Annotated in this window: 24 protein-coding genes; 7 read left to right on the forward strand and 17 right to left on the reverse strand. The window is 71.9% G+C overall.

The window, feature by feature from the left end:
- Positions 1-41: 41 nt before the first annotated feature.
- The 5 genes from ACIRD8_RS11600 to ACIRD8_RS11620 form a co-directional block, all read right to left on the reverse strand.
- Positions 42-1208 (reverse strand): ROK family glucokinase, encoded by a 1167-nt coding sequence (locus tag ACIRD8_RS11600; protein WP_401519406.1) that lies wholly within the window; start codon positions 1206-1208, stop codon positions 42-44.
- A gap of 132 nt (positions 1209-1340) precedes the next feature.
- Positions 1341-2201: an ATP-binding cassette domain-containing protein gene (locus tag ACIRD8_RS11605; protein ID WP_403989165.1), complete on the reverse strand. Its 861-nt coding sequence runs from the start codon at positions 2199-2201 to the stop codon at positions 1341-1343.
- On the reverse strand, positions 2198-3247 hold the full coding sequence (locus ACIRD8_RS11610) for an ABC transporter permease (protein WP_403989167.1): 1050 nt from the start codon (positions 3245-3247) through the stop codon (positions 2198-2200). Before ACIRD8_RS11610 ends, ACIRD8_RS11605 begins: the two co-directional genes overlap by 4 nt.
- Positions 3244-4227: a sugar ABC transporter substrate-binding protein gene (locus ACIRD8_RS11615; RefSeq protein ID WP_403989169.1), complete on the reverse strand. Its 984-nt coding sequence runs from the start codon at positions 4225-4227 to the stop codon at positions 3244-3246. Before ACIRD8_RS11615 ends, ACIRD8_RS11610 begins: the two co-directional genes overlap by 4 nt.
- A 241-nt stretch (positions 4228-4468) precedes the next feature.
- Entirely contained in the window at positions 4469-5188 is a 720-nt protein-coding gene (locus ACIRD8_RS11620) for a GntR family transcriptional regulator (protein WP_403989666.1), read from the reverse strand.
- 135 nt (positions 5189-5323) lie between these two features.
- On the opposite strand from ACIRD8_RS11620, the gene ACIRD8_RS11625 reads away from it, so the two are divergent.
- Complete coding sequence (locus ACIRD8_RS11625; protein ID WP_403989171.1) at positions 5324-6328, forward strand: Gfo/Idh/MocA family oxidoreductase; 1005 nt, start codon at positions 5324-5326, stop codon at positions 6326-6328.
- A 6-nt stretch (positions 6329-6334) separates the two neighbouring features.
- Here ACIRD8_RS11625 and ACIRD8_RS11630 read toward each other — a convergent pair whose 3' ends face one another.
- From ACIRD8_RS11630 to ACIRD8_RS11650, 5 genes are read right to left on the reverse strand one after another with little or no spacing between them, the layout of a single operon-like run.
- The gene (locus tag ACIRD8_RS11630) at positions 6335-7528 is read right to left on the reverse strand and encodes a cytochrome P450 (protein WP_403989173.1); all 1194 of its coding nucleotides are present in this window, start codon (positions 7526-7528) and stop codon (positions 6335-6337) included.
- Between the two features lie 11 nt (positions 7529-7539).
- Positions 7540-7959, reverse strand: a complete 420-nt coding sequence (locus ACIRD8_RS11635; RefSeq protein WP_403989175.1) for a PaaI family thioesterase — start codon at positions 7957-7959, stop codon at positions 7540-7542.
- Positions 7960-7974: 15 nt separating this feature from the next.
- A complete protein-coding gene (locus ACIRD8_RS11640) occupies positions 7975-9147 on the reverse strand; it encodes a cytochrome P450 (RefSeq protein WP_403989177.1) in 1173 nt (390 codons plus the stop codon).
- Between the two features lie 30 nt (positions 9148-9177).
- Positions 9178-9909: a response regulator gene (locus ACIRD8_RS11645; protein ID WP_403989179.1), complete on the reverse strand. Its 732-nt coding sequence runs from the start codon at positions 9907-9909 to the stop codon at positions 9178-9180.
- Positions 9906-11123 carry a sensor histidine kinase gene (locus ACIRD8_RS11650; RefSeq protein ID WP_403989182.1) on the reverse strand — a complete coding sequence of 406 codons (1218 nt, stop codon included), beginning with the start codon at positions 11121-11123 and terminating at the stop codon, positions 9906-9908. Before ACIRD8_RS11650 ends, ACIRD8_RS11645 begins: the two co-directional genes overlap by 4 nt.
- A gap of 145 nt (positions 11124-11268) precedes the next feature.
- On the opposite strand from ACIRD8_RS11650, the gene ACIRD8_RS11655 reads away from it, so the two are divergent.
- Positions 11269-11472 (forward strand): hypothetical protein, encoded by a 204-nt coding sequence (locus ACIRD8_RS11655; protein WP_403989184.1) that lies wholly within the window; start codon positions 11269-11271, stop codon positions 11470-11472.
- On the opposite strand, the gene ACIRD8_RS11660 is transcribed toward ACIRD8_RS11655, so the two are convergent.
- Positions 11462-12382 carry a DMT family transporter gene (locus ACIRD8_RS11660; protein WP_403989668.1) on the reverse strand — a complete coding sequence of 307 codons (921 nt, stop codon included), beginning with the start codon at positions 12380-12382 and terminating at the stop codon, positions 11462-11464. The genes ACIRD8_RS11655 and ACIRD8_RS11660 overlap by 11 nt on opposite strands.
- 222 nt (positions 12383-12604) lie before the next feature.
- Here ACIRD8_RS11660 and ACIRD8_RS11665 point away from each other — a divergent pair, with 222 nt between their 5' ends.
- Together ACIRD8_RS11665 and ACIRD8_RS11670 are read left to right on the forward strand one after the other, a co-directional pair.
- A complete protein-coding gene (locus ACIRD8_RS11665; protein WP_403989186.1) occupies positions 12605-13258 on the forward strand; it encodes a TetR/AcrR family transcriptional regulator in 654 nt (217 codons plus the stop codon).
- Between the two features lie 82 nt (positions 13259-13340).
- Positions 13341-13790: a hypothetical protein gene (locus tag ACIRD8_RS11670; RefSeq protein ID WP_403989187.1), complete on the forward strand. Its 450-nt coding sequence runs from the start codon at positions 13341-13343 to the stop codon at positions 13788-13790.
- Positions 13791-13897: 107 nt separating this feature from the next.
- Here ACIRD8_RS11670 and ACIRD8_RS11675 read toward each other — a convergent pair whose 3' ends face one another.
- Complete coding sequence (locus tag ACIRD8_RS11675; protein WP_403989188.1) at positions 13898-14524, reverse strand: dihydrofolate reductase family protein; 627 nt, start codon at positions 14522-14524, stop codon at positions 13898-13900.
- 190 nt (positions 14525-14714) lie between these two features.
- Here ACIRD8_RS11675 and ACIRD8_RS11680 point away from each other — a divergent pair, with 190 nt between their 5' ends.
- Together ACIRD8_RS11680 and ACIRD8_RS11685 are read left to right on the forward strand one after the other, a co-directional pair.
- Positions 14715-15170 carry a hypothetical protein gene (locus tag ACIRD8_RS11680; RefSeq protein ID WP_403989189.1) on the forward strand — a complete coding sequence of 152 codons (456 nt, stop codon included), beginning with the start codon at positions 14715-14717 and terminating at the stop codon, positions 15168-15170.
- A gap of 228 nt (positions 15171-15398) precedes the next feature.
- The gene (locus ACIRD8_RS11685; protein ID WP_403989190.1) at positions 15399-16235 is read left to right on the forward strand and encodes an aldo/keto reductase; all 837 of its coding nucleotides are present in this window, start codon (positions 15399-15401) and stop codon (positions 16233-16235) included.
- Positions 16236-16265: 30 nt separating this feature from the next.
- Here ACIRD8_RS11685 and ACIRD8_RS11690 read toward each other — a convergent pair whose 3' ends face one another.
- The 3 genes from ACIRD8_RS11690 to allB all read right to left on the reverse strand — a co-directional run bounded on the left by ACIRD8_RS11690 (position 16266) and on the right by allB (position 19141).
- The gene (locus tag ACIRD8_RS11690; protein ID WP_403989191.1) at positions 16266-16595 is read right to left on the reverse strand and encodes a putative quinol monooxygenase; all 330 of its coding nucleotides are present in this window, start codon (positions 16593-16595) and stop codon (positions 16266-16268) included.
- Positions 16596-16679: 84 nt separating this feature from the next.
- Entirely contained in the window at positions 16680-17795 is a 1116-nt protein-coding gene (gene alc / locus ACIRD8_RS11695; RefSeq protein WP_403989193.1) for an allantoicase, read from the reverse strand.
- Between the two features lie 2 nt (positions 17796-17797).
- Positions 17798-19141, reverse strand: coding sequence for an allantoinase AllB (gene allB / locus ACIRD8_RS11700; RefSeq protein WP_403989195.1), 1344 nt, complete (start codon positions 19139-19141; stop codon positions 17798-17800).
- A gap of 333 nt (positions 19142-19474) precedes the next feature.
- On the opposite strand from allB, the gene ACIRD8_RS11705 reads away from it, so the two are divergent.
- Positions 19475-20278, forward strand: a complete 804-nt coding sequence (locus ACIRD8_RS11705) for an IclR family transcriptional regulator (protein ID WP_403989197.1) — start codon at positions 19475-19477, stop codon at positions 20276-20278.
- A gap of 29 nt (positions 20279-20307) precedes the next feature.
- Here the strand turns inward: ACIRD8_RS11705 and ACIRD8_RS11710 are convergent, their stop codons facing one another.
- Both ACIRD8_RS11710 and ACIRD8_RS11715 read right to left on the reverse strand, forming a co-directional pair.
- Positions 20308-20988, reverse strand: a complete 681-nt coding sequence (locus tag ACIRD8_RS11710; protein WP_403989199.1) for an ABC transporter ATP-binding protein — start codon at positions 20986-20988, stop codon at positions 20308-20310.
- Complete coding sequence (locus ACIRD8_RS11715; protein WP_403989201.1) at positions 20985-22064, reverse strand: ABC transporter permease; 1080 nt, start codon at positions 22062-22064, stop codon at positions 20985-20987. Before ACIRD8_RS11715 ends, ACIRD8_RS11710 begins: the two co-directional genes overlap by 4 nt.
- Positions 22065-22087 lie beyond the last annotated feature (23 nt).

The following is a 22087-nucleotide window of genomic DNA, read 5'->3' on the forward strand; positions in this document are numbered from 1 at the left end:
CGGAGTGCGGGTGGCCGGGGCCGCGGCGAGCGGCGCGCGCATCACTCCGCGGGGCGGGTGCTGCGCGTGTTCCGGATGGTGCTCGCGGCCTGGTCGTAGAACTGCGCGTACCGCTCGTAGCGCTCGACCCGGCGGCGGTTGGTCCGCCGGAACCGCCGGGCGACCAGGCGGGCCAGGTCCGCGGCGCCGACCATGCCCGCCTCGGGGCCGAGCTGGGCCTTCGCGATCCGGGCCTCCGGGCGGTAGCCACGGCCGGTGAGGTGGCGTTTGAAGGCGTCCCTGGCCGGGCCGATCAGCAGGTCGTCGGCGGCGCTGACGCCCCCGCCGATGACGAAGCAGGAGGGGTCCAGGGCGGCGGCGAGATTGGCGATGCCGACGCCGAGCCACTGGCCGATGTCCTGGAGGAGCTCGACGCACATCGCGTCGCCCTCGCGGGCCAGCTCGGTGATGAGCGGCCCGGTGATGTCGGGGATGTTGCCCTTGACCCGCTCGATGATGCCGTGGGCTACCGGGGAGTCCGCCGCGGCCAGCTCCCTGGCCTCGCGCACGAGGGCGTTGCCCGAGCTGTACTGCTCCCAGCAGCCCCGGTTGCCGCACGGGCAGCGGTGCCCGCCGGGCACGACCTGCATATGGCCGAACTCACCCGCGACGCCGTACTTGCCGCGCTTGACGTGCCCGTCCTCCAGGATCGCGCCGCCGATGCCGGTGCCCAGCGTGATCATGACCAGATGGTCCTCGCCGCGGCCGGCGCCGAAGCGCCACTCGGCCCAGGCCGCCGTGTTGGCGTCGTTGTCCACCATCACGGGAACCACCAGCCGGGAGGCGATGGCGTCGCGGAGGGGTTCGTCGCGCCAGGCCAGGTGCGGGGCGAACAGCACCTTGGAGCGGTCCGCGTCGACCCAGCCCGCCGCGCCGATCCCGACGGCGTGCACGTCGTGCCGGTCGGAGAGGTCCAGGACCAGCTCGACGATGGTGTCCTCGACGACCTTGGGGCTCTTGGACTTGTCCGGGGTCTCGGTGCGCAGGGTCTCCAGGATGTTGCCGTCGGCGTCGACGACCCCGGCCATCACCTTCGTCCCGCCGATGTCGATGCCGACCGTGGGGACTCTGGGCGCCGTGAGGTGCGAGCGCCGCTCCTTGGTGCCGACGGTCCGCAGGACGGTGGCGCGGGCGGAGCCGCGGTGTGTGAAGTCGCGGTACGTGCTCATCGTCCCTGCGCAGGTCGGGGGGCCGGGCGGTGATCAGTCCGGCGGCGGACGGCGCCCGCCGGACACGATTCTGCCATTCCCGCGCCCCCGGAACGGGTCTCCGGTCCGGGGGCGGGTGGTGCGGAACAGTGTTTACGGGGTGTCGTCAGCGTCCGGCCGGCCGCCGGGGTCGCCGGGTGACGGGGCCCGCTCCAGCTCGTGGCTGAGCTCGTCGAGCTCGCTCCCACCTGCCATCTGACGCGTCAGTTCGTCCAGCGTGACGCTGTCCTTGGTGTGGCTGCCGGACATCGCGCCGCGCTTCAGCAGCACGAAACGGTCACCCACGAGATAGGCGTGGTGCGGGTTGTGCGTGATGAGGACCACGCCGAGACCGGCGTCCCTGGCGGCCGCGACGTACTTGAGCACGACCCCCGACTGCTTGACGCCGAGCGCGGCGGTCGGCTCGTCGAGGACGAGCACCTTGGCGCCGAAGTACACGGCGCGGGCGATGGCCACGCACTGGCGCTCACCGCCGGAGAGCGTGCCGATCGGCTGGTCGACGTCGCGCAGGTCGATGCCCATGCGCAGCAGCTCGGCGCGGGTCGTCTCGCGCATGCGCCGCACGTCGAGGCGCTTGAAGGGGCCGGCGCCCTTCGTCGGCTCGGAGCCGAGGAAGAAGTTGCGCCAGACCGGCATCAGCGGGACGACGGCCAGGTCCTGGTAGACGGTGGCGATGCCCCGGTCCAGGGCGTCGCGCGGGTTGGCGAGCGTGGTCTCCTCGCCCTCGATCAGGAACGTCCCGGCGTCGTGCCGGTGCAGCCCCGCGATGATCTTGATGAGGGTGGACTTGCCCGCGCCGTTGTCGCCGAGGACGCAGGAGATCTCCCCCGCGCGGACCTCCAGCGAGACGTTCTCCAGGGCCTTGATGTTGCCGTAGTACTTGCTGACGCCGTCGAGCTCGACGAGCGCCTGAGCGGCCTGGTCCCGGGGGGCCGGAGCCTGGGTGGCCGTCATGTGGTCGCCTCCGCGCGCTTGCGTACCCAGTGGTTGAGCAGGGTGGCCAGGAGCAGCATCGCTCCCAGGAAGAACTTGAACCAGTCAGGGTCCCACTCCGCGTAGACGATCCCCTTGCTGGTCATGCCGAAGATGATCGCGCCGATGGCGGACCCGATCGCGGAGCCGTAGCCGCCGGTGATCAGACAGCCGCCGATGACGGCCGCGATGATGTAGGTCAGCTCGTTCCCGACGCCCTCGCCGGACTGCACCACGTCGTACGAGAAGAGCAGGTGCTGCCCGGAGACCCAGGCGGCGAAGGCGACACCGAGGTAGAGCCCGATCCGCGTACGGATCACCGGGACGCCGACCGCGCGGGCGGCGTCGGACTCCCCGCCGACGGCGAAGATCCAGTTGCCGAAGCGGGTGCGGATCAGGATCCAGGTGGCGATCGCGACGAGCGCGGCCCACCACAGGATGGTGACCTTGAACTCGACGCCGCCGATGGTGAGGTAGGACGCGAAGACCTTACGGGCGGAGTCGAAGCCCTCCATGTTCCCGATGGCCTTGGTCGACACGGTGCCGCTGATCAGCTTGGTGAAGCCGAGGTTCAGACCGGTCAGCATCAGGAACGTGCCGAGCGTGATGATGAAGCTGGGGAGCTTGGTGCGGGTCAGCATGAACCCGTTGAACGCGCCGAAGCCCAGGGTGACCAGCAGCGACACGAAGACGCCGACCCAGACGTTGGCGGTCATCTGGTAGCTGAACATCGAGGAGATCAGCGCGGAGCTGGTCACCATCACCCCGGCGGAGAGGTCGAACTCGCCGCCGATCATCAGGAGCGCCACGGGCGCCGCCATGATCCCGATGGTGGAGGCCGCGTACAGCACGGTGCCGAGGCTGGAGGCATGGAGGAAGCTGTCCGCGACGAGCGCGAAGAAGAGGAAGACCGCCACGGCGCCGACGACCGAGCCGAGCTCGGGCCTGCCCAGCAGCTTGCGCAGCGGGGAGGTGCGCAGCAGGCGTTCGTCGGTGGGGGGCGCCGCCGGTTGCCCGGTCGCTGTCATCGGGTCCCCCGGTTCGTGTACTCCGCCAGCGCGTCGGCGTCGTCGCGGGTGATGACCTGGGGACCGGTCAGGACGGGCAGGCCGCCGCCGAGCACGTTCCGGTTGTAGCGGTAGAGCCAGAGCAGGTCGACGGCCTCGTAGCCCTGGAGGTAGGGCTGCTGGTCGACGGCGAAGCCGAGGGTCTTGTTCTGGAGGCCGGTGGCGACGCTCGCGTTGAGGTCGAAGGTGTCGATCTCGGCCTTGCTGCCCGCGGTCTGCTTCGCCTTGACGGCCGCGGCGGCGAACGGGGCGCCGAGGGTGACGACCGCGTCGATGCTCTTGTCCGAGTCCAGCTTGGCCTCGATGGACGCCTGGACGTCGGGCATGTTGGTGCCGTCGACGTAGAGGTTCTGCATCGTCCCGTCGAAGGACTTCTTCGCCCCGGCGCAGCGCTGCTCGTGGCCGACGTTGCCCTGCTCGTGCAGGACGCAGAGCACCTTCTTGCGCTTGCGCTCGTTCAGCTCGTCGCCGACGGCCTCGCCCGCGATGGACTCGTCCTGGCCGATGTGGGTGAGCGCGCCGAAGGCCTTGGACTCGGCGGAGCCGGAGTTCACCGTGATCACGGGGATGCCGGCCTTGACCGCCTTGGCCACGACGGTCTTCATCGAGTCGGGCTTGGCCAGCGAGACGATCAGTCCGTCGACCTTCTTGTCGATCGCGGTCTGGACGAGCTCGGCCTGCTGTTGGCCCTCGTCGTTGTGCGAGTACAGGAAGTTGATGTTGTCCTTCTTCGCCGCCTGCTCGGCGCCCTTCTGGACGATGTCCCAGAAGGTGTCGCCATCACCCGAGTGGGTGACCATGGCGAACGTCCAGCGGGGCGTGTTCACCGCGGACCGGCCCTCGGCGGCCTGCTGGGCCGCGCGCTCCTCCGCCCGCTTGCCGCCGGTGCTGCTGCATCCCGCGAGGGAGGCCGCCAGTACCGCTGCCAGCACGGCGCCCATCGCGCGTACCCCTGTCCGAACCCTTGCCACGACGCCGTGCCCTTCTAGTGCTGCTCGCTGTGCTGCCTGGTGAAGCCGGGGAGAGCGGACTCGCCGCCCGGCGGGCCAAGTATCCCCGAGCCCGGACCGGAGCGGTCCGGCAGGGGCGCGGGCCGCGCCCTCCCGCCGTTCTAGCGACCTAGCATGACCGCGTCAACGTTTTTGTCCGTACATTCTTACGAGCGGCTCCCGGGCCGGGGCCTCAGGACCGCACCAGCAGCTGGAACTCGAAGGCGTACCGCGAGGCGCGGTAGACGTGCGAGCCGAATTCGACCGCCCGGCCGCCGTCGTCGAAGGTGGTGCGCTCCATCGTCAGCAGCGGCGCCCCCGCGGGCTCCGCGAGCAGCCCGCCCTCCTCGGCGGTGGCGGCGCGGGCGCCCACGGTCTGCCGGGCGCTGTGCAGGGTGATCCCCGAGCCGCGCATCATCCGGTACAGGCCGGTCGACTCCAGCCGCTCGGTGGAGAGGTCGAGCAGGTCCGTCGGCAGGTGGTTGCGCAGGACCGCCATGGGTTCGTCGTGGGCGTACCGCACCCGCTCGACGAGATGGACGTCACTGCCCTCCTCGACACCGAGCGCGGCGGCGACCGCGGGCGTCGCCGGTTCGACCGTGTTGCGCAGCACCCGGGTCGCCGGCTTCCGGCCGGCCGTCTCCAGGTCGTCGTAGAGACTGCTCAGCTCCAGCGGGCGCTTGATCCGGCTGTGCACGACCTGGGTGCCGACACCGCGCCGGCGCACCATCAGCCCCTTGTCGACGAGCGACTGGATGGCCTGACGCACGGTGGGCCGGGAGAGCCCGAGCCGCGCGGCGAGCTCCAGTTCGTTGCCGAGGAGGCTGCCGGGCGCGAGGCGCCCCTGCTCGACGGCCGCCTCCAGCTGCTGGGCCAGCTGGTGGTAGAGCGGGACGGGACTGGTGCGGTCCACGCCCAGCCCCAGGGCGGCGGAGTCGGCGGCGGGTTTGGGCACGGCACGGAGCGTACCTCGTACCGTCGCGCCGTACCCCTCTCTTTGTCAGGACATATAGTTGACAGTGCGCCGGGTGAGCGGCACGTTGGGTTCATGCGCATCGGACTCATCGGCACGGGCCGGATCGGCTCCTTCCACGCGGGCGTCCTGGCACGCCATCCCGCCGTCGCCTCCCTGGTGGTGGCGGACGCGGACGCCGCCCGCGCCGCGCAGGTCGCCGCGCGGACGGGGGCCACCGCCGTCGCGTCCGCCGACGAGGTCCTGGGCGCGGGGGTGGACGCGGTGGTGATCACCTCGGCCACCTCGGCCCACGCGGATCTCATCGGCCGCGCGGCACGGGCCGGTCTGCCCGCCTTCTGCGAGAAGCCGATCGCGCTGGACCTGGCGAGGACCCTGGAGGCGCTGCACGAGGTCGAGCGGGCGGGCAGCGTGCTCCAGCTCGGTTTCATGCGCCGGTTCGACGCCGGTTACGCCGCGGCGCGCACCGCCGTGCGCGGCGGGGCCCTGGGCCGGCTGCACACCGTACGGGCGACGACGTCCGACCCCGCTCCCCCGCCGGCCGCGTATCTGCCGCTCTCCGGGGGCCTGTTCAGGGACTGCCTGGTGCACGACTTCGACATCCTGCGCTGGGTGACGGGCCGTGAGGTGACCGAGGTGTATGCCACGGGCTCGGACGCGGGCCCGGCGATGTTCCGGGCGGCGGGCGACGTGGACACGGCGGCGGCGCTGCTGACCCTGGACGACGGCACGCTCGCCACGGCGACGGCCACCCGGTGCAACGGCGCCGGTTACGACGTACGCATGGAACTGGCGGGCGAGCTGGACCAGATCGCCGTCGGCCTCGACGACCGTACGCCGCTCACCTCCGCCGAACCGCAGGGTCCGCCCGCGCCGGCCAAGCCCTGGCCGGGCTTCCTGGAGCGGTTCGCCCCGGCGTACGAGGCGGAGCTGGACGCGTTCCTCGCCGTCGTACGCGGGGAGGCGGCCAACCCGTGCGACGGCCGGGAGGCACTGCACGCGCTGCGCATCGCCGAGGCGTGCGAGCTGTCGCGCGAGCGGCGCCGTCCCGTACGGATGACGGAGATCGCCGAGGCCTGAGCCCCGCTACCAGGCCACCGGCAGGCTCAGCGGGCCCCGGATCAGCATGCCCGTACGCCAGGACAGGTCGGCCGGGTCCGTGTCGAGCCGCAGCTCCGGGCAGCGTTCGAGGAGCGACCGGATGGCGGTACGGGCCTCGATGCGGGCCAGCGGCGCCCCCAGGCAGTAGTGGATGCCGTGGCCGAATGCCACATGCCCGCGGGCGTCCCGTGTGATGTCGAAACGGCCGGCGTCCGGGTAGCGGGCGGGATCGCGGTCGCAGTCGGCCATCGCGACCAGCACGAGCTCCCCGCCGCCGGGGATCACCGTGCCCGCGACGTCGAGCGGCTCGGTGGTGAAGCGGTACGTGGGGGTCTCGACGGGCCCCTCGTAGCGGAGGGTCTCCTCGACCGCGTTGTCGATGAGGCCGAAGTCCGCTCGTAGCAAGGAGAGTTGCCCGGGGTGGGTCAGCAGGCTCAGGACGCCGTTGGAGATCAGGTTGACCGTGGTCTCGTGCCCGGCGACGAGCAGCAGCCAGGCCATGCCCATGAGTTCGTCGGCGGAGAGCTGGTCACCGTCGTCCGACGTCCGGACCAGCGCGCTCAGCAGGTCGTCCCCGGGCACCGTGCGCTTCTCGGCGATCAGCCCGGTGAGGTACGCGGTCATGGCGGCCTTGGCCCGGCCACGCGCCTCTGCGTCGAGGGACGAGACAGCGGCGTCGGACCATTCACGGAAGGCCGGCCGGTCCGGGGACGGCACCCCCAGCAGTTCGCAGATGACGGCCATCGGCAGCGGGACCGACAGCGCCGTGACCAGGTCGGCGCTCCGTGCGGGCCCCTCGGTCATGGCGTCGAGGAGCGCGTCCGTCATCTCCTGCACGCGTGGCGCGAGCCGCGCCATCCGGCCGGGGGTGAACTCCCGGGCCACGAGCCTGCGCAGCCGGGTGTGGACCGGGGCGTCGCTGCCCAGCATGGACGTGCCCACCGACACCTTGCGCACCCCCAGCGAGGGCGACGCGTTACCCCAGTCCTTGGAGAGCCGCTGATCGGCGAGGAGGGCTCTCCCCGCCTCGTACCCGACGACGAGCCACGCCTCCGCACCCTCCGGGATGCGGACCCGGTGCACCGGGCCGCGGGCGCGTAAGCGCGCGTAGACGGGATACGGGTCGCGGATGAAGTCGTCGCCGAGTGCGCCGAGGTCGAACAGGGCTTCCGTGGTCAATGTGGGTCCCTTCAGGCGGGGCGGGCGGAGAGGACCGTTCCCTGCGCCACCGCGCACAGCGTCTGGGCCCCCTCGTCGTCCACGGTGTACAGATCGCATCGCACGACGGCCTGCCTGCGGCCGGTGTGCACCACCTCGGCGCGGGCGCTCAGGGTGCGGCCGCTCGCGGGGCGGACGTACTGGATGGAGAAACCGCCGGTCAGGACGGCGGCTCCGAGCGTCGTCCCGGCGGCGAACGTCAGGGCGTTGTCGGCGGCGTAGGACAGCACTCCGCCGTGCAGGAAGCCGTTCTGCTGGGTGAGTTCCTCGCGTACGGCGACCTCGAGGACGGCCTTGCCGTCCCCGAACTCCGTGATCCGTGCGCCGATGAGGCCGCTGAAGGGCTGGCTGTCGAGGACCTGCTGTGCCGCGTCCGGGGAGAGTTCAGTCATGGCGGACTTTCTACCTCACCAGCGCACCGGGAGGCGGCGGACCCCTCTCAGGAGGAGCCCCGGCAGCCAGTCGGGCTCCCCGCCGTCCGGGTCGCGCACGAGTCCGGGGCAGCGCTCCAGCAGGGCGCGGATCGCGATGCGGCCCTCCATCCGGGCCAGCGGGGCGCCCAGGCAGAAGTGGATGCCGTGGCCGAATGCCAGGTGCCCCTGCGCCTCGCGCCGGATGTCGAAGGTGTCGGGATCCGGGTAGCGGCCCGGGTCCCGGTCCCCCGACCCCAGGGCGACCAGTACCGCCTCGCCCTGCGGTATGACCGCCGGGCCCACCTCGACGGGTTCGCGGGTGAAACGGAAGGTCGCGGTCTCGACGGGGCCGTCGTAACGGAGCATCTCCTCGACCGCGCCGTCGATCAGCTCCGGCCGGGCGCGGAGCAGGGCCAGCTGCTCCGGATGGTCGAGCAGTGCGCGTACGCCGTTGGCGATCAGGTTCACGGTCGTCTCGTGCCCGGCCACCAGCAGCAGGAAGGCCATGCCGATCAGTTCGTCCGGCGACAGCCGGTCACCCTCGTCGTCCCGCGCCTCGATCAGGGCACTCATCAGGTCCTCGCCCGGGGCGCACCTCTTGTCCTCGATCAGCTCGTCGAGATAGGCGCCCATCGTGTGGACCGCCTCGTTCTCCTTCTCCGGCGAGACGGGCGTGACGATGGCGTTGGACAGCAGCCGGAAGGCGTCCCGGTCGATGTCGGGCACGCCGAGGAGTTCGCAGATCACCGTCATCGGCAGCGGGAAGGCGAACGCGTCGATCAGGTCGGCGCTCCCGGCGGGCACCATCGCGTCCAGGAGGTCCCCGGTGATCCGCTCGACGCGCGGGCGCAGCGCCTCGATCCGCCGGGCGGTGAACTCACGTGCGACGAGCTTGCGCAGCCGGGTGTGGTGCGGGGCGTCCATCTCCAGCATGTTGGCGTTGATCGGGTTGCTGGACGCGGAGAAGCGCTCCGTCGTCCGCCAGTCCTTGCTGAACCGCTGGTCGGCGAGGGCCGCGCGGGCCTCCTCGTAACCGACGATCATCCAGATCCGCTCGAAGTCGTCGGTGCGGACCTGGTGCACCGGCCCCTCGGCGCGCATCTTCGCGTAGTACGGATACGGATCGGCGCTGAAGTCCGCCGCCCCGCGCAGATCGACCACTGACATCGTGCCGCCCCCTCTTCCGGTCTGACCGGTTCAGCGTAGGCGGCCGTCCCGTGCCCCGTCCTCGTCCTCATGGAGGAGACCCGCGTCGTGCACCAACAGGGCGATCTGGACACGGTTGTTGAGGTCGAGCCTGGCGAGGATGCGGGACACGTGCGTCTTCACGGTGGCCACGCTCAGGTGCAGCGTCGCGGCGATCTCGGCGTTGGAACTGCCCCGCCCGACGGCCGAGGCCACGTCCTGCTCGCGCTCGCCCAGTTCGGCGAACCGCTGTCTGGCCCGTGTCCTGCGGGCCTGGCGGTCGTCCACCGGGTCTCCCGCCGCGCGGGCCATGAGCCTGCGGGTGACGGCGGGCGAGAGGACGGGTTCGCCGGCCGCGACGCGCAGGACCGCCTCGACGATCTGCGCGGGCGGGGTGTCCTTGAGGACGAAGCCCGCCGCTCCCGCGCGGATGGCGCGCAGCACCTGCTCATCGGCGTGGAAGGTGGTGAGGACGATGACCTCGGGCGCGCCGGGCCGGCGCCGGAGCTCCTCGGTCGCGGCCAGTCCGTCCATGCCCGGCATGCGGATGTCCATGAGCACGACGTCGGGGTGCGTACGGTCGACGAGAGCGACGGCCTCGGTGCCGTCGGCGCCCTCCCCCACGAGCTCGATGCGGTCGGCGCCGCCGAGCATGAGGGCGAGTCCGGCCCGCACGAGCGGGTCGTCGTCGACGACGGCCAGCCGGACCGGTGGTGGTGCCTCCGGGGACGTGGGAGTGCTCATGCGGCCCACGGTAGCCGGGCCTTGACCGTGAAACCGCCGTCGGGCCGAGGCCCGTGGTCCAGGCTGCCGCCGGCCAGGGCGGCGCGTTCGGTGAGCCCGATGAGTCCCTGGCCGGATCCGGGTACCGGCTCGAAGGGTCCGGCGGGGGCGGGGTTGCCGACCTCGATGGTCAGGCCCTCGCCCGGTCCGCCGGCCACGGTGACGTCGACGGGCGCTCCGGGCGCGTGCTTACGGGCGTTGGTCAGCGCCTCCTGGGCGATGCGGTAGACCGTGCGTCCGGTGGCCGCGGGCGCCCCGGCCGGGTCGGCGACGCCGTTGGCCAGGGTGACCTCCATACCGGCCGAGCGGGACTCGTCGATCAGGGCGTCCAGGGTGACGAGGGTGGGCTGGGGCCTGTTGCCCTCGTCGCTGTCACCGGGGCCGCGCAGTACGCCGATGATCTCGCGGAGGTCCTGGAGGGCCTCGTGGGCGCTGTCCCGGATGACTCCGGCAGCTCTCGCGACCTCGGCCGGGGGTGCGTCGGGCCGGAATTCGAGGGCGCCCGCGTGGACGCTGAGCAGGGTCAGCCGGTGGGCGAGGACGTCGTGCATCTCGCGGGCGATGGCCTCCCGTGCCAGCCGTTGGGCCTGTTCGGCGCGGAGCGCGGCCTCGGCCTCCGCCCGGCGCGCGCGTTCGCGCAGGGTGACGACCAGCTGCCGCCGGGACCGTACGACCATGCCCCAGCTGAGCACCAGCAGGACCAGCAGCACCCCGATGACCGTGGACGCGATGAAGGAGGTGGCGGGGTCCGGGCGCAGCAGCGGCTGGGCGGGAGCGGCGGCCAGGGCGACCGCGCCGACGACGGCCACCGGCTTGAAGGGGCGGTGCACCGCCAGGCTGAACAGAGCGATCAGCATCGCTCCGGACGCGACCGGCTCCACCACGCTCAGCACGGTGAGGACCGCGGCGACCGTCACGGGCCAGCGGCGCCGGACCCAGAGGGCGCAGCAGGCGCCCGCCCCGAGCAGCGAGTCGGCGATCACGACACCGTCGGGAGTGGTGCCGTCGGCCTCGATCGCGGCCAGGACCGCCATCCCGATCCCGGCGGCGCAGAGGAAGAGCGTGAGGTCGACGATCCAGTCCCGCACGGTCCGGCGCGGCCGGCCCGGTCGGCCGGGCTGCTCGTGCGAGGCCAGCGCCGAGGGCAGCAGCCAGGGATATTCCGAACGGGTCATGTCGACAAACCTACGCAGCCTTGGGGCGCCCCCGGGCCCTGCGGGCGAGGAGCGATACCGAAGTCGCACGACTCGATACTTCCGTCGGTGTCCCGCCGACCGGTGGCCGACGCGGGCGGCCGGCGGCCCGTCCCAGGCTGGGGCCATGAAGAAATTCCTGGAGACGGTCGGCTTCCTCGTGTTCGTACAGGGCGTGGTGGGGCTGCTGTACGAGTGGACGGGCTGGTTCCGGCTGTGTGCGGTCATCGCGCGGATCGACTTCGTCGACGATCACGGGCTCTACGTCAACCTCGTGCTGGTCGTCGCGGGCGTGGCCGTGATGGTCGCGGCGGACTCGGTCAGGACGTGACGTCGGCGCGCCGTCGCCCCCACGCGGTGCCGGTCAGCACGAGCACGGCGCCCACCGCCCCGGCCACGCCGAGCCGTTCGCCGCCGATCGCGATGCCGACGGCGGCGGCCCAGAGCGGCTCCGTGCCGAGCAGCAGGCTGACCCGGGACGGCGAGGTGCGGCGTACGGACCACATCTGTACGAAGAACGCGAACAGCGTGCAGAAGACGGACAGGAAGAGCAGCCCCGCCCACTCGGTGGCGCCGAAGTCCGCCGCCACCGTCCAGGGCGCGGTGCCCGTCCCGGAAACGGCGGCCAGCACGGCGAAGACCGCGACCGCGCTGCCGAGCTGCACGGTGGTCAGGGAGAGCGAGTCGGCGTCCTGGACCGCCTTGATGCGGGCCATCGCCAGGACGTGGACCGTACGGGCGAGGGCCGCGAGCAGCATCAGGAGATCGCCCGCCGAGGGGCTGGTGAAGCCGCCGCCCTGGGTCAGCAGCACCACGCCGGTGACCGAGAGGCCCGCCGCCGCCAGGAAGGCGGCCGGTGGCCTGACCCGGGTCACGGCGGCCTCGGCCAGCGGGGTGAAGACCATGGTGAGGCTGATGATGAGGCCCGCGTTGGTCGCCGAGGTGTGCACGACGCCGTACGTCTCCAGCAGGAAGATCCCGCTGAGCACGAGTCCCAGCAGGCCCGCGCCCCGCCACTGCGCGCCGGTCAGGGCCCGCAGTCCGCGCCACCCGGCGACGGCCAGGGCGGGCAGCACGATCGCGAAGCGGAGCACCAGGACCGCGATCACGGTGTGCGTGGTGGTGATGCCCTTGGCCGCGAGGTAGCTGGCACCCCAGACGGCGGCGACGAGCAGGAGCGGCAGGTCGGTGACCCACGCGCGGCGGGGCGGGGCGACAGCGGGCAGGACGGCAGCGGACACCGGGTCCTCCTGGTTCTCCACAGCGGGAACGTGTGGAGACCTCACCGGCTCGCACGGGGAGCGATCACCGTACCGAAACGGCCGGCTTCTCGGGAAGCTCTGTCCGCGGGGTGGTTCGGCCACCTGTTCGCAGGGGTCGTCCAGGGGCGAAGCGGTCCTGCGGCCGCGCCGTCTCCTCCTAGAATGTCGGTCTTGGGACGCTCGGACACACGGAGTTGGCACATGGGTGGAGCGCGGCTGGACGGACGGGTCGAGCGGGGGAACCAGACCAGGCAGCTGGTGCTGGGGCGCGCGGTCCACGTCGCCTCGACCGAGGGACTGGAGGGCCTGTCGCTCGGCCGGCTGGCCATGGAGCTGAAGCTGAGCAAGAGCGGTGTGTTCGCCCTCTTCGGTTCCAAGGAGGAGCTGCAGCTCGCCACCGTGCGCGCGGCCGTGACCGTCTTCGTGGAGCATGTGCTCACTCCGACCAGGGCGGCGGCGCCCGGCCTGGGACGCGTGTGGCGGATGTGCGAGAGCTGGCTCTCCTACTCGCAGCGCCGGGTGTTCAGCGGCGGTTGCTTCTTCTACGCGACCATCGCCGAGTTCGACTCGCGCGAGGGCAAGGTCCACGACGCGCTGGCCTCCACGCAGACGGGCTGGGTCACCTTCGTGGAGGAGACCATCGAGGAGGCCAGGGTGCGGGGTGAACTCGCCGCGGACACAGACGTCTCGCAGCTGGCCTTCGAGCTCATCGCGTTCATGGAACTGGCCAACGCCGAATCCGTACTGCACAACAACAACCCCGGCTACACCAAGGCGGCGCGGGCCATCCTGGGGCGGCTGCGCGTCGCCGCCACCGACCCTTCGGCGCTGCCGCCGGCCCCCGGAGGAAAGTAACTGCACGACCGTTCGTTTAGTTATATGGTCGGCGGGAGGCCGGACACGGGTCCGGCCCGTCCACCTCGACGGAGGCCCGGCCATGCCGTCCGGCATCTGGAAGACGTCCTGGACCTACGGTCCCGCCGCGCACGGCATCGGTCCCGGCTCGGGGCTCGTCGTCAGCGTCACCGAATTCGTCACGCACCGCCCGTGGGGCACTCCCGCCGTCGCGGTCGAGGGTCTGCGGCTGCGGCGGAGCTGGCCGCGGACGCCCGGGGCCGTCGCGGTGCGGCTCTGGGCGGACACCGGTCTCCGGCTCGACCGCTCGGGATCGGTCACGGTCTGGACCGACGAGGCGTCGCTGATGGGGTTCGTCGCCCGCCCGGACCACATGCGGATCGTCCGGGCGTTCCGGGGGCGTGGAGTGATGCGGTCGAATCTCAGGGAGACCACACCTGACGCGCCCCTCGGCCCTGACGCCGGGCCCTGGCAGACGGCCGTCTGGGCGTACGCGGAACGGATCCTCACCGGCACCGAGCCCTGGAACTGAAGGACGGCGGTGCGGTCGAGCGGGGCGACGCAACGCCGCGGGAGCGTCGGCCCTCGGCCCTGCTGCCGGCCACCCGCGCGCGAAACCGGGGCCGTTCAGCCGAGGCGTCAGACTCCCGGCGGATCGAAGTCCCCGAACCGCGCGCGTCCCGCGAGCCGGTAGGTCTGGATCGAGATGCCGCTCCCGGTGGTCCGGGCACCGATCAGCTCGAACTCCGTCGGCTGCCCGCCGTCCGCGAAGAGCCGTCTGCCGCTTCCCAGGTAGACCGGAAAGACGATCAGGTTGATCTCGTCGATCAGGTCGTGCGCCATGAGGGACCGGGCCAGTGTGCCGCTGCCGTGGACCTGCAGCTCGCCCTCCGCCGTCCGCTCCTTCAGTCGGGCGACCTCGGCCGGCACATCGCCGGGGATCACGGTCGTGTTCTCCCACTCGGGGTCGGTCAGGGTGGTGGAGACGACGTGCTTGGGCAGCGTGTTGAGACGGGCGGCGACCGGGTCCTGCGGGTCGGTGACCTTGGGCCAGTAGCCCGCGAAGATCTCGTACGTGCGCCGCCCGAGGAGATAGGCGCCCGACCGGTCGAAGACCTCGGTGATGAAGTTCCCCATGCCCTCGTCCGCGAAGGGCACCGTCCATCCGCCGTACTCGAACCCGCCGCTGGTGTCCTCGGTCGTGCCTCCGGGTGCCTGCACCACACCGTCGAGGGTCACGAACGTGTTGAGAGTCAGCTTCGCCATGTTCCCGCTCCTTCGATCGCCACCCCGGGCCTCGCGCCCCGGCAGCCCGCCTGCTTCCACCTGTTCTGACCTCACTTTCGGGCGGAATTCATCGGTGCGCCCGGCGAGGCCCTCCGTAAGCCGGGGCCCCCGACGTCACAGATCGAGCACACCGCCGACAACTCGTACGGATCTTCGATACATAGGGTGCATGCGCACCACACACACCACCCGTACCGGTCTCTCCGTACTCATCGCTCTGGCCGCACTGACCGCCTGCACCCAGGAATCGGGAGGGACGCCCGGAGCCGCGCCGTCCACACCCCGTTCCACCGGTCCGGCCACCGAGCCGGCGGCCAGGGAGGCACTGGAGACGTCCGTGCGTGCCTACGTGAAGGCCTACTACGCCCCCGACGCGGCCGCCGCCTACGCGCTCCTCTCCACGCGTTGCCGGGAGGAGTGGTCCGAGGAGGACCTCGAGGCGCTCACGGACCGGTCGGCGCAGACGGCCCAGCAGCTCGGGAAGACGTACACCCTGCAGCGGCTGTCCCTGGACCGCGTCCAGGGCGACGGCGCGCAGGTGACCTACGGCGTCGGCGAGCCGATGTACGACGAGCGGACCTCCTGGGTCCGGGAGGACGGCGAGTGGCACAACGACCTCTGCTGAGAGCGCCGCGGACGGCGGCCCGTCCTACGCTGGCGGGGACGGTAAGGGCTGTCCCGTATTCCCTGGTGGATCAGCGCACGGCGTCAGATGCGGTGCATCGCAAGGCGGAGGGACGTCCGCATACTGGATGTATTCGGGCGTTCCGACAACGCGGCGAGGTGCCGTAGCTGTCGTCGTGCGCCCGCCAGGGATTACGGGACAGCCCTTACGCGAACGAAATGGGAGACCATGAGCCAGACACCGCCCCCGGTCCGCAACCTCCATGACGGCAGCACCGTCCCCGCGGTGGGCCTCGGCACCTGGCCGCTCGACGACGAGGCGGCCGAGCAGGCCGTCGCCGGTGCGCTGCAGCTCGGCTACCGGCTGGTGGACACCGCCCTGAACTACGGGAACGAGACCGGCACCGGCCGCGGGATCGCCCGCTCCGGGGTGCCGCGGCGGGACGTCTTCGTCACGACCAAGGTGCCCGGCCGCCACCACGGCTACGAGGAGACGCTGGCCTCCTTCGAGGAGTCACGCGGCAATCTGGGGCTGGAGTACGTCGACCTGTACCTCATCCACTGGCCGCTGCCCCGGGTGGACAAGTACGTCGACACCTGGAAGGCGATGATCAAGCTCCGCGAGGACGGCCTCGTACGCTCCATCGGCGTCTCCAACTTCACGGCGGAGCACCTGGACCGGCTGGAGCGGGAGACGGGCGTGCTCCCCGTGGTGAACCAGATCGAGATGCATCCCCTGCTCCCGCAGGAGGAGCTGCGGGCGGTGCACACCGCGAAGGGCATCGTCACGGAGAGCTGGAGCCCGCTGGCCCGGGGGCGCCAGGTGCTCGAAGCGCCCGAGGTGGTCGCCGCCGCCGAGGCCCACGGGGTGACGCCGGGGCAGGTCGTGCTGCGGTGGCACACCCAGCTGGGGGCGGTGCCGATCCCGAAGTCCGCCGATCCCGGGCGGCAGCGCGAGAATCTGGATCTGTTCGGATTCACGCTGACCCAGCAGGAGCTGGACCGGATCGGGGCCCGGCCGCCGCACCGTTTCGGCGGGGACCCCGTTACGCACGAGGAGTTCTGACGGCGGCACCGGGTCGGGCGCCCTCGGGGGTCACCGGTTGCGCGGGGTGACCTCCGACATCCGGGACCAGTCGTCCCCGGGCACCTCGACGTTGATGATCTCCGGGACCTCGGTGACGAGGTCGGACATGGTGTCGATCGCCGCCTTGAAGTGCTCGGAGTTCACATGGGCCACACCCGCCTCCTGCGAGGCGAAGGCCTCCAGCAGGACGAACTCGTCCGGGTTCTCGACGCTGTAGGACCAGTCGAAGAAGAGGTTGCCCGGCTCCTGACGGGTGGCGAGGGTGAAGTCCTCGACGGCCGGGAGCCAGTTGTCCCGCTCGGCGGTGCGCACGGTGAACTTGACGGCGATGAAGATCATGGCGACTCCTGGTCGGGGGCGGCGGCGTCCCGACCAGGGTCCCATATCCTCGCAGGCCGGACAGGAACCGGCACACCCGCGCAGCTACCCGCCGAGCTCCTCGTGACGGACCGCCAGCCGTGCCGCCCCCTCCTCGGTCAGTGAGCCGAAGAGGCGGAGACGGGAGATCCCGCCGTCCGGGAAGATGTCGATCCGCACATGCGTGCCACGCACGGGCTCGGGCAGGACGAAGCGGTGGTTCGTGTCGGGCTGGAGCCGGGTGCGGGGCAGGATCTGCGACCGCTCTCCGTCCTCGCCGTCACGGACCGAAATCTCCGCCCAGCCCGCCGCGTTGCCCTTGAGGTAGGCGGTGTCGATCTCGACCGCGCGGATCTCCGCCTGCTCCACCAGCCGGTAGCGGATCCAGTCGTTGCCCTTGTCACGCCGGCGGCGGGTCTCCCAGCCGTCGTCCATCTTCCGGGAGCGGCCGGGCGCGATGGTGTTGGTCGCCGGGGAGTAGAAGCGGTCGGAGGCGTCCTCGACCTGGCCGCCGTTCTCCAGGGCCACCAGGTCGAACGTACCGAGGGCGGTCAGCCACGCCGGGTCGGGCGCGACCTCGCCGTGGACGCGCAGGCGGGCTATGCCCCCGTCGGGGTGCTGGTTGACCCGGAGGTGGGTGAAGCGCTGCTCGGCGTCGACGGCGAAGCCGTTGGCCGCGTGGCCGCCGACGGCCGTACGGGGGACGAGGGTCGTCCACTTCACGTCGGGCGCGAGGAGGTCCTCGGGGGAAGGGGAGCCGGGCAGCGAGGTCGCCTCGACGGAGACCGACTGCGGGTAGTTGCCCCGGAAGTGGGCGGTGTCGACGATCAGCCCGCGCACCACACCGGGGGCGCCGAGGCGCACGAGGGCCCAGTCGTGGTCCTCGTCGACGGGGTGCGGTTCGGCGGCGCTCGTACCGCGACGGCGGCGGGTCTCCCAGCCGTCCATGATCTTGCCCTTGTGCCCGAAGCGCTCGGGGTCGAACTCGGCGCGCTCCGGCTTCAGCAGGTTCTCGCGTTCGGCGAAGAACTCGTCGTTGGCGGCGATCACACCGGCGCCGAGGCGCCGGTCGGCGAGGTCCACGAGGTGGGTGAAGGGGAAGTCGGCGGTGCGGTGGTCGGCGTACGGGTCGCCGCCTCCGTACGGGTTCGCGTCGCCGGTGAAGTGCGGTGTCGCCGTCATGGTCAGTGGTTCCTTTCGAGGAGGCGGCCGGTGGGTTCGGCGAGTACGCCGTCGGCCGCGATCCGCGTGCCGCGCAGCCAGGTGGACCTGACGACGCCGTGCAGGGTCCTGCCCGCATAGGCGGTGACCTGGTTGCGGTGGAAGAGCCCGGCCGGGTCGACGGTGAAGGTCGCGTCGGGGGCGAGGACCGCGAAGTCCGCGTCGCGTCCGGCCTCGATGGCGCCCTTACGGGTGAGACCGGCGAGGGCGGCGGGGGCGGCGGACATCCAGCGGGCCACGTCGTCGAGGGTGTGCCCGCGTCGGCGCGCCTCGGTCCAGATGGCGGGCAGACCGAGCTGGAGCGAGGAGATCCCGCCCCATGCGGAGGCGAAGTCGGGGGTCTTGAGGTCCGTGGTGCAGGGCGAGTGGTCGGAGACGATGCAGTCGATCGTGCCGTCGGCGAGCCCGGCCCAGAGCGCGTCCTGGTTGGCGGCCTCCCGGATGGGCGGGCAGCACTTGAACTCGGTTGCTCCGTCGGGGACTTCCTCGGCGGTCAGGGTGAGGAAGTGCGGACAGGACTCGACGGTGACGCGTACGCCCTCGCGCTTGGCGGCGGCGATCAGCGGCAGGGCGTCGCTGGAGGAGAGGTGCAGGACGTGGACGCGGGCGTTCAGCCGCCTGGCGTGGGCGATCAGGCCCTCGATCGCGGTGTTCTCCGCGTCGCGGGGCCGGGAGGCCAGGAAGTCGGCGTACTTCTCGCCGCTCCGCTGCGGGGCCGCAGCCAGGTGGTGGGGGTCCTCGGCGTGCACGATCAGCAGCCCGCCGAAGCCCGCGATCTCGGCCATCGAGCGGGCCAGCTGCTCCTGGTCCAGCTCGGGGAACTCCTCGACGCCGGAGGGCGAGAGGAAGCACTTGAAGCCGAAGACCCCGGCCTCGTACAGCGGGCGCAGGTCCTTCGTGTTGGAGGGGATCGCGCCGCCCCAGAAGCCGGTGTCGATGTGCGCCTTGGGGGCGGCCACCCGCTGCTTGACGCGCAGGTGCTCGACGGTGGTGGTCGGCGGGAGGGAGTTGAGCGGCATGTCGAGGAGGGTGGTGATGCCGCCGGCCGCGGCGGCACGGGTGGCGGTCCAGAAGCCCTCCCACTCGGTGCGGCCGGGGTCGTTCACATGGACATGGGTGTCGACCAGGCCGGGCAGCAGGACGTCGTCGCCGAAGTCCTCGACGCGGGCCCCGGCGGGCACCTCGGTGCCGTACGGCAGGACCGCCTCGATCTCCCCGCCGGCGACGAGGACCGCCGCCGCGCGGGTCCCTTCGGGAGTGACGACGCGCGTCGAGCGGAGTACCTGCTTCACGTCCTCACCGGACACCTGTGCTCCTCACGCAGACTTCAACGATTTGTTGAAGGAGTCTTCACTCGGGAAAGCCGCCCGTCAAGACCCCGCCTTCCCCGCGGGCCGAGCGGTGGGCCACGAAGAGACCGGATTGGAGATTTCCACGAAGTAAAAGTTCATTTTCGACAGGCGGAACGTAGAATGGGCCAGGAGCGGCACCACCGCGCTTCGGTCCGAACGCGTCCCGGACCACCGACACCAGGACAAAACAGGTCCTGACCGGCAAGGACGCCGCACCGGGAGCAGTGGGCCGATCGGGAACAGCCCGGTAGGCTGCTGCCTTGCCTCCGCTTCGAAAGGACCGTTGACGTGCCGCCGTCCCACGCCAGCACATCCGACTCCAAGCCCGCCGGCCCCAGCGGCGGCGTGCAGTCCCTCGAACGCGCCTTCGATCTGCTGGAGCGCATGGCGGATGCCGGGGGCGAGGTGGGGCTCAGCGAACTCTCCGCGAGCAGCGGGCTCCCGCTCCCGACCATCCACCGGCTGATGCGCACGCTCGTCGTCTGCGGCTACGTGCGCCAGCAGCCCAACCGGCGTTACGCGCTGGGCCCCCGCCTGATCCGCCTCGGCGAGTCCTCGGCCCGGCTGCTGGGCACCTGGGCGCGGCCCTACCTCCAGCGTCTGGTCGAGGAGACCGGCGAGACGGCGAACATGGCGCTCCTGGACGGGGACGAGATCGTGTACGTCGCCCAGGTGCCGTCGAAGCACTCGATGCGGATGTTCACCGAGGTCGGCCGGCGCGTGCTCCCCCACTCCACCGGTGTGGGCAAGGCGCTCCTGGCGCACACCCCGGCGGACGAGGTGCGGGCCCTGCTGGCCCGTACGGGCATGCCGGCGGCCACCGAGAAGACGATCACCACTCCGGACGGCTTCCTCGACGCGCTGGAACAGGTGCGGCGCGCGGGCTACGCGGTGGACGACAACGAGCAGGAGATCGGGGTCCGCTGCCTCGCGGTCCAGGTCCCGGACTCCCCCACCTCGGCGGCCATCTCCATCTCCGGGCCCGCGGGCCGGGTGACGGAGACGGCGACCGAGCGGATCGTGCCGATCCTCCAGCAGATCGCGAAGGAGCTCTCCGAGGCCCTGGCCAGCAGCGGCGGCTCGGCCGGCTGACACCGGGCCGGGGCCGCCCCGGCGGCCCGTCAGACCGGAGCGGGCGCCGACAGGAATCCGTCCTCCATGCTCACCGTCCCGTCCACCCGGTCCAGATGCGCGCGGTCGTGGGTGACCATGACCGTGGCCGTCGAACGCTCCCGGGTCAGGCCGAGCAGCAGGTCCAGGACCGCGGCGCCGCGTTCGTGGTCGAGCGCGCTGGTCGGCTCGTCGACGAGCAGCACCGCCGGCTCGTTCACCAGGGCGCGGGCGATGTTGATCCGCTGACGCTGACCGCCGGAGAGCTGGTGCGGCCTGCGGTCCGCCCGGTCGGCCAGACCGACCGCGTCCAGGAGGTCCAGCGCCCGGCCCCGGGCCGCACGGACCGGGCCGCCGGACAGATGCGCCATCACCTGGAGCTGCTCCACGGCCGTGAGCGAGGGCAGCAGATGGGGCTGCTGGAAGACGATGCCGATACGGTCCCGGCGCAGCGCCGCCTTGTCGGCGCGGCTGAGCCCCGCCGTCTCCGTACCGGCGACGACGACGCGTCCGCGGTCCGGGGCGACGAGCGTGGCCGCCACCGCGAGGAGGCTGGACTTGCCCGAGCCGGACGGTCCGACGACCGCGGTGAGCGTGCCCGGCGGTACGTCCAGGGACACCTGGTCGAGTGCGGTGAGCCGGGCGTCGCCGTCGGGGTAGGTGAGGGTGACGTCGGTGAGGGTGAGGGTCATCGGGCGCTCCCGAGTGCGGTGAGGGGGTCGACGGCGGTGATCCGCCGGATGGACAGGGCGGCACCGAGCGCACCGAGGACGATCATCACGCCGGCCGGGACGAGCACGGTCGACGCGTCCAGGACGAACGGCACGGCGCCGCCGTCCCCGCCGACCAGCGCACCGGTCGCCGAGGCGAGCGCGGTGCCCAGGCCCGTACCGACGGCCAGCATCACCACGGCCTGCCCGAGCGCGTCCTTCAGCAGGTACGGGGTGGAGGCGCCCAGCGCCTTGAGCACGGCCACGTCGCCGCTGCGCTGGATCGTCCAGACGGTGAAGAAGGCGCCGATGACGAGCGCGGAGATGGCGAAGAGGAAGCCGCGCATCAGCTGGAGCGAGCCGTTCTCGGCCTGGTAGGAGCCGATCGCCGTGAGGGAGTCCCCCAGGGCCAGCGTGCTGGTGCCCGCCGCCTTGTCGCCCGCGGCGAGGTCGGCGCCGCCTGTCGCGCTCAGGGCGACGACGGTGGCCTGCCGTCCGGCGCCGCCGATGCGCTGCCAGTCGGCGAGCGAGGTCCACACCACCGGGGTGTGGCTGTACGAGGCGTCGCCGCTGACCGCCGACACCGTCAGCCGGGAGCCGCCGAGGGCGAGGGTGTCACCGGCCGTGACGCCGAGTTCGTCGGCCGCCGGCCCGGAGAGCACGAGCCGGCCCGTACCCACATCGGCGGGGGCGAGCCCGCTGCCCGGTTCGACGCCGAACGCCGACACCGCGGCCGTGCGCTTCCCGCCGTCGACGGCCGCGTTCAGCGTCCGGATCCCCAGCGGCTGGGCCGACGTGACCCCCGGCTGCTCCGCCCAGGTGTGCCAGGCGCTCTCCTCGACGGACGAGTCGGAGAAGGACACCGACCGCCCGTCCGGTGGCGCGGCGAACGCGATGCGGTCGGCACTCAGTCCGGTGACGGCCGAGGTGTTCTCCCTTCCCAGTCCGGCCGTGAGGCCGGACAGCAGCCCCACGAGCAGCGTGATCAGCACGACGACCGTGCCCATGAGGGCGAACCTGCCCCTGGCGAACCGTAGATCTCTCCATGCAACGAACATGCCTCCAGGCTCGGGCCCACGAC

Source organism: Streptomyces sp. NPDC102451, assembly GCF_044765485.1.
In the GTDB taxonomy this organism is placed as follows: domain Bacteria; phylum Actinomycetota; class Actinomycetes; order Streptomycetales; family Streptomycetaceae; genus Streptomyces.

What these genes read in the sequence shown, in the direction of transcription:
- ACIRD8_RS11600 (WP_401519406.1), bottom strand. Translation starts at nt 1,208, where the DNA reads ATGAGCACGTACCGCGACTTCACACACCGCGGCTCCGCCCGCGCCACC.
- ACIRD8_RS11605 (WP_403989165.1), bottom strand. Translation starts at nt 2,201, where the DNA reads ATGACGGCCACCCAGGCTCCGGCCCCCCGGGACCAGGCCGCTCAGGCG.
- ACIRD8_RS11610 (WP_403989167.1), bottom strand. Translation starts at nt 3,247, where the DNA reads ATGACAGCGACCGGGCAACCGGCGGCGCCCCCCACCGACGAACGCCTG.
- ACIRD8_RS11615 (WP_403989169.1), bottom strand. Translation starts at nt 4,227, where the DNA reads ATGGGCGCCGTGCTGGCAGCGGTACTGGCGGCCTCCCTCGCGGGATGC.
- ACIRD8_RS11625 (WP_403989171.1), top strand. Translation starts at nt 5,324, where the DNA reads ATGCGCATCGGACTCATCGGCACGGGCCGGATCGGCTCCTTCCACGCG.
- ACIRD8_RS11635 (WP_403989175.1), bottom strand. Translation starts at nt 7,959, where the DNA reads ATGACTGAACTCTCCCCGGACGCGGCACAGCAGGTCCTCGACAGCCAG.
- ACIRD8_RS11640 (WP_403989177.1), bottom strand. Translation starts at nt 9,147, where the DNA reads ATGTCAGTGGTCGATCTGCGCGGGGCGGCGGACTTCAGCGCCGATCCG.
- ACIRD8_RS11645 (WP_403989179.1), bottom strand. Translation starts at nt 9,909, where the DNA reads ATGAGCACTCCCACGTCCCCGGAGGCACCACCACCGGTCCGGCTGGCC.
- ACIRD8_RS11650 (WP_403989182.1), bottom strand. Translation starts at nt 11,123, where the DNA reads ATGACCCGTTCGGAATATCCCTGGCTGCTGCCCTCGGCGCTGGCCTCG.
- ACIRD8_RS11655 (WP_403989184.1), top strand. Translation starts at nt 11,269, where the DNA reads ATGAAGAAATTCCTGGAGACGGTCGGCTTCCTCGTGTTCGTACAGGGC.
- ACIRD8_RS11665 (WP_403989186.1), top strand. Translation starts at nt 12,605, where the DNA reads ATGGGTGGAGCGCGGCTGGACGGACGGGTCGAGCGGGGGAACCAGACC.
- ACIRD8_RS11670 (WP_403989187.1), top strand. Translation starts at nt 13,341, where the DNA reads ATGCCGTCCGGCATCTGGAAGACGTCCTGGACCTACGGTCCCGCCGCG.
- ACIRD8_RS11675 (WP_403989188.1), bottom strand. Translation starts at nt 14,524, where the DNA reads ATGGCGAAGCTGACTCTCAACACGTTCGTGACCCTCGACGGTGTGGTG.
- ACIRD8_RS11680 (WP_403989189.1), top strand. Translation starts at nt 14,715, where the DNA reads ATGCGCACCACACACACCACCCGTACCGGTCTCTCCGTACTCATCGCT.
- ACIRD8_RS11685 (WP_403989190.1), top strand. Translation starts at nt 15,399, where the DNA reads ATGAGCCAGACACCGCCCCCGGTCCGCAACCTCCATGACGGCAGCACC.
- ACIRD8_RS11690 (WP_403989191.1), bottom strand. Translation starts at nt 16,595, where the DNA reads ATGATCTTCATCGCCGTCAAGTTCACCGTGCGCACCGCCGAGCGGGAC.
- alc (WP_403989193.1), bottom strand. Translation starts at nt 17,795, where the DNA reads ATGACGGCGACACCGCACTTCACCGGCGACGCGAACCCGTACGGAGGC.
- ACIRD8_RS11710 (WP_403989199.1), bottom strand. Translation starts at nt 20,988, where the DNA reads ATGACCCTCACCCTCACCGACGTCACCCTCACCTACCCCGACGGCGAC.
- ACIRD8_RS11715 (WP_403989201.1), bottom strand. Translation starts at nt 22,064, where the DNA reads ATGTTCGTTGCATGGAGAGATCTACGGTTCGCCAGGGGCAGGTTCGCC.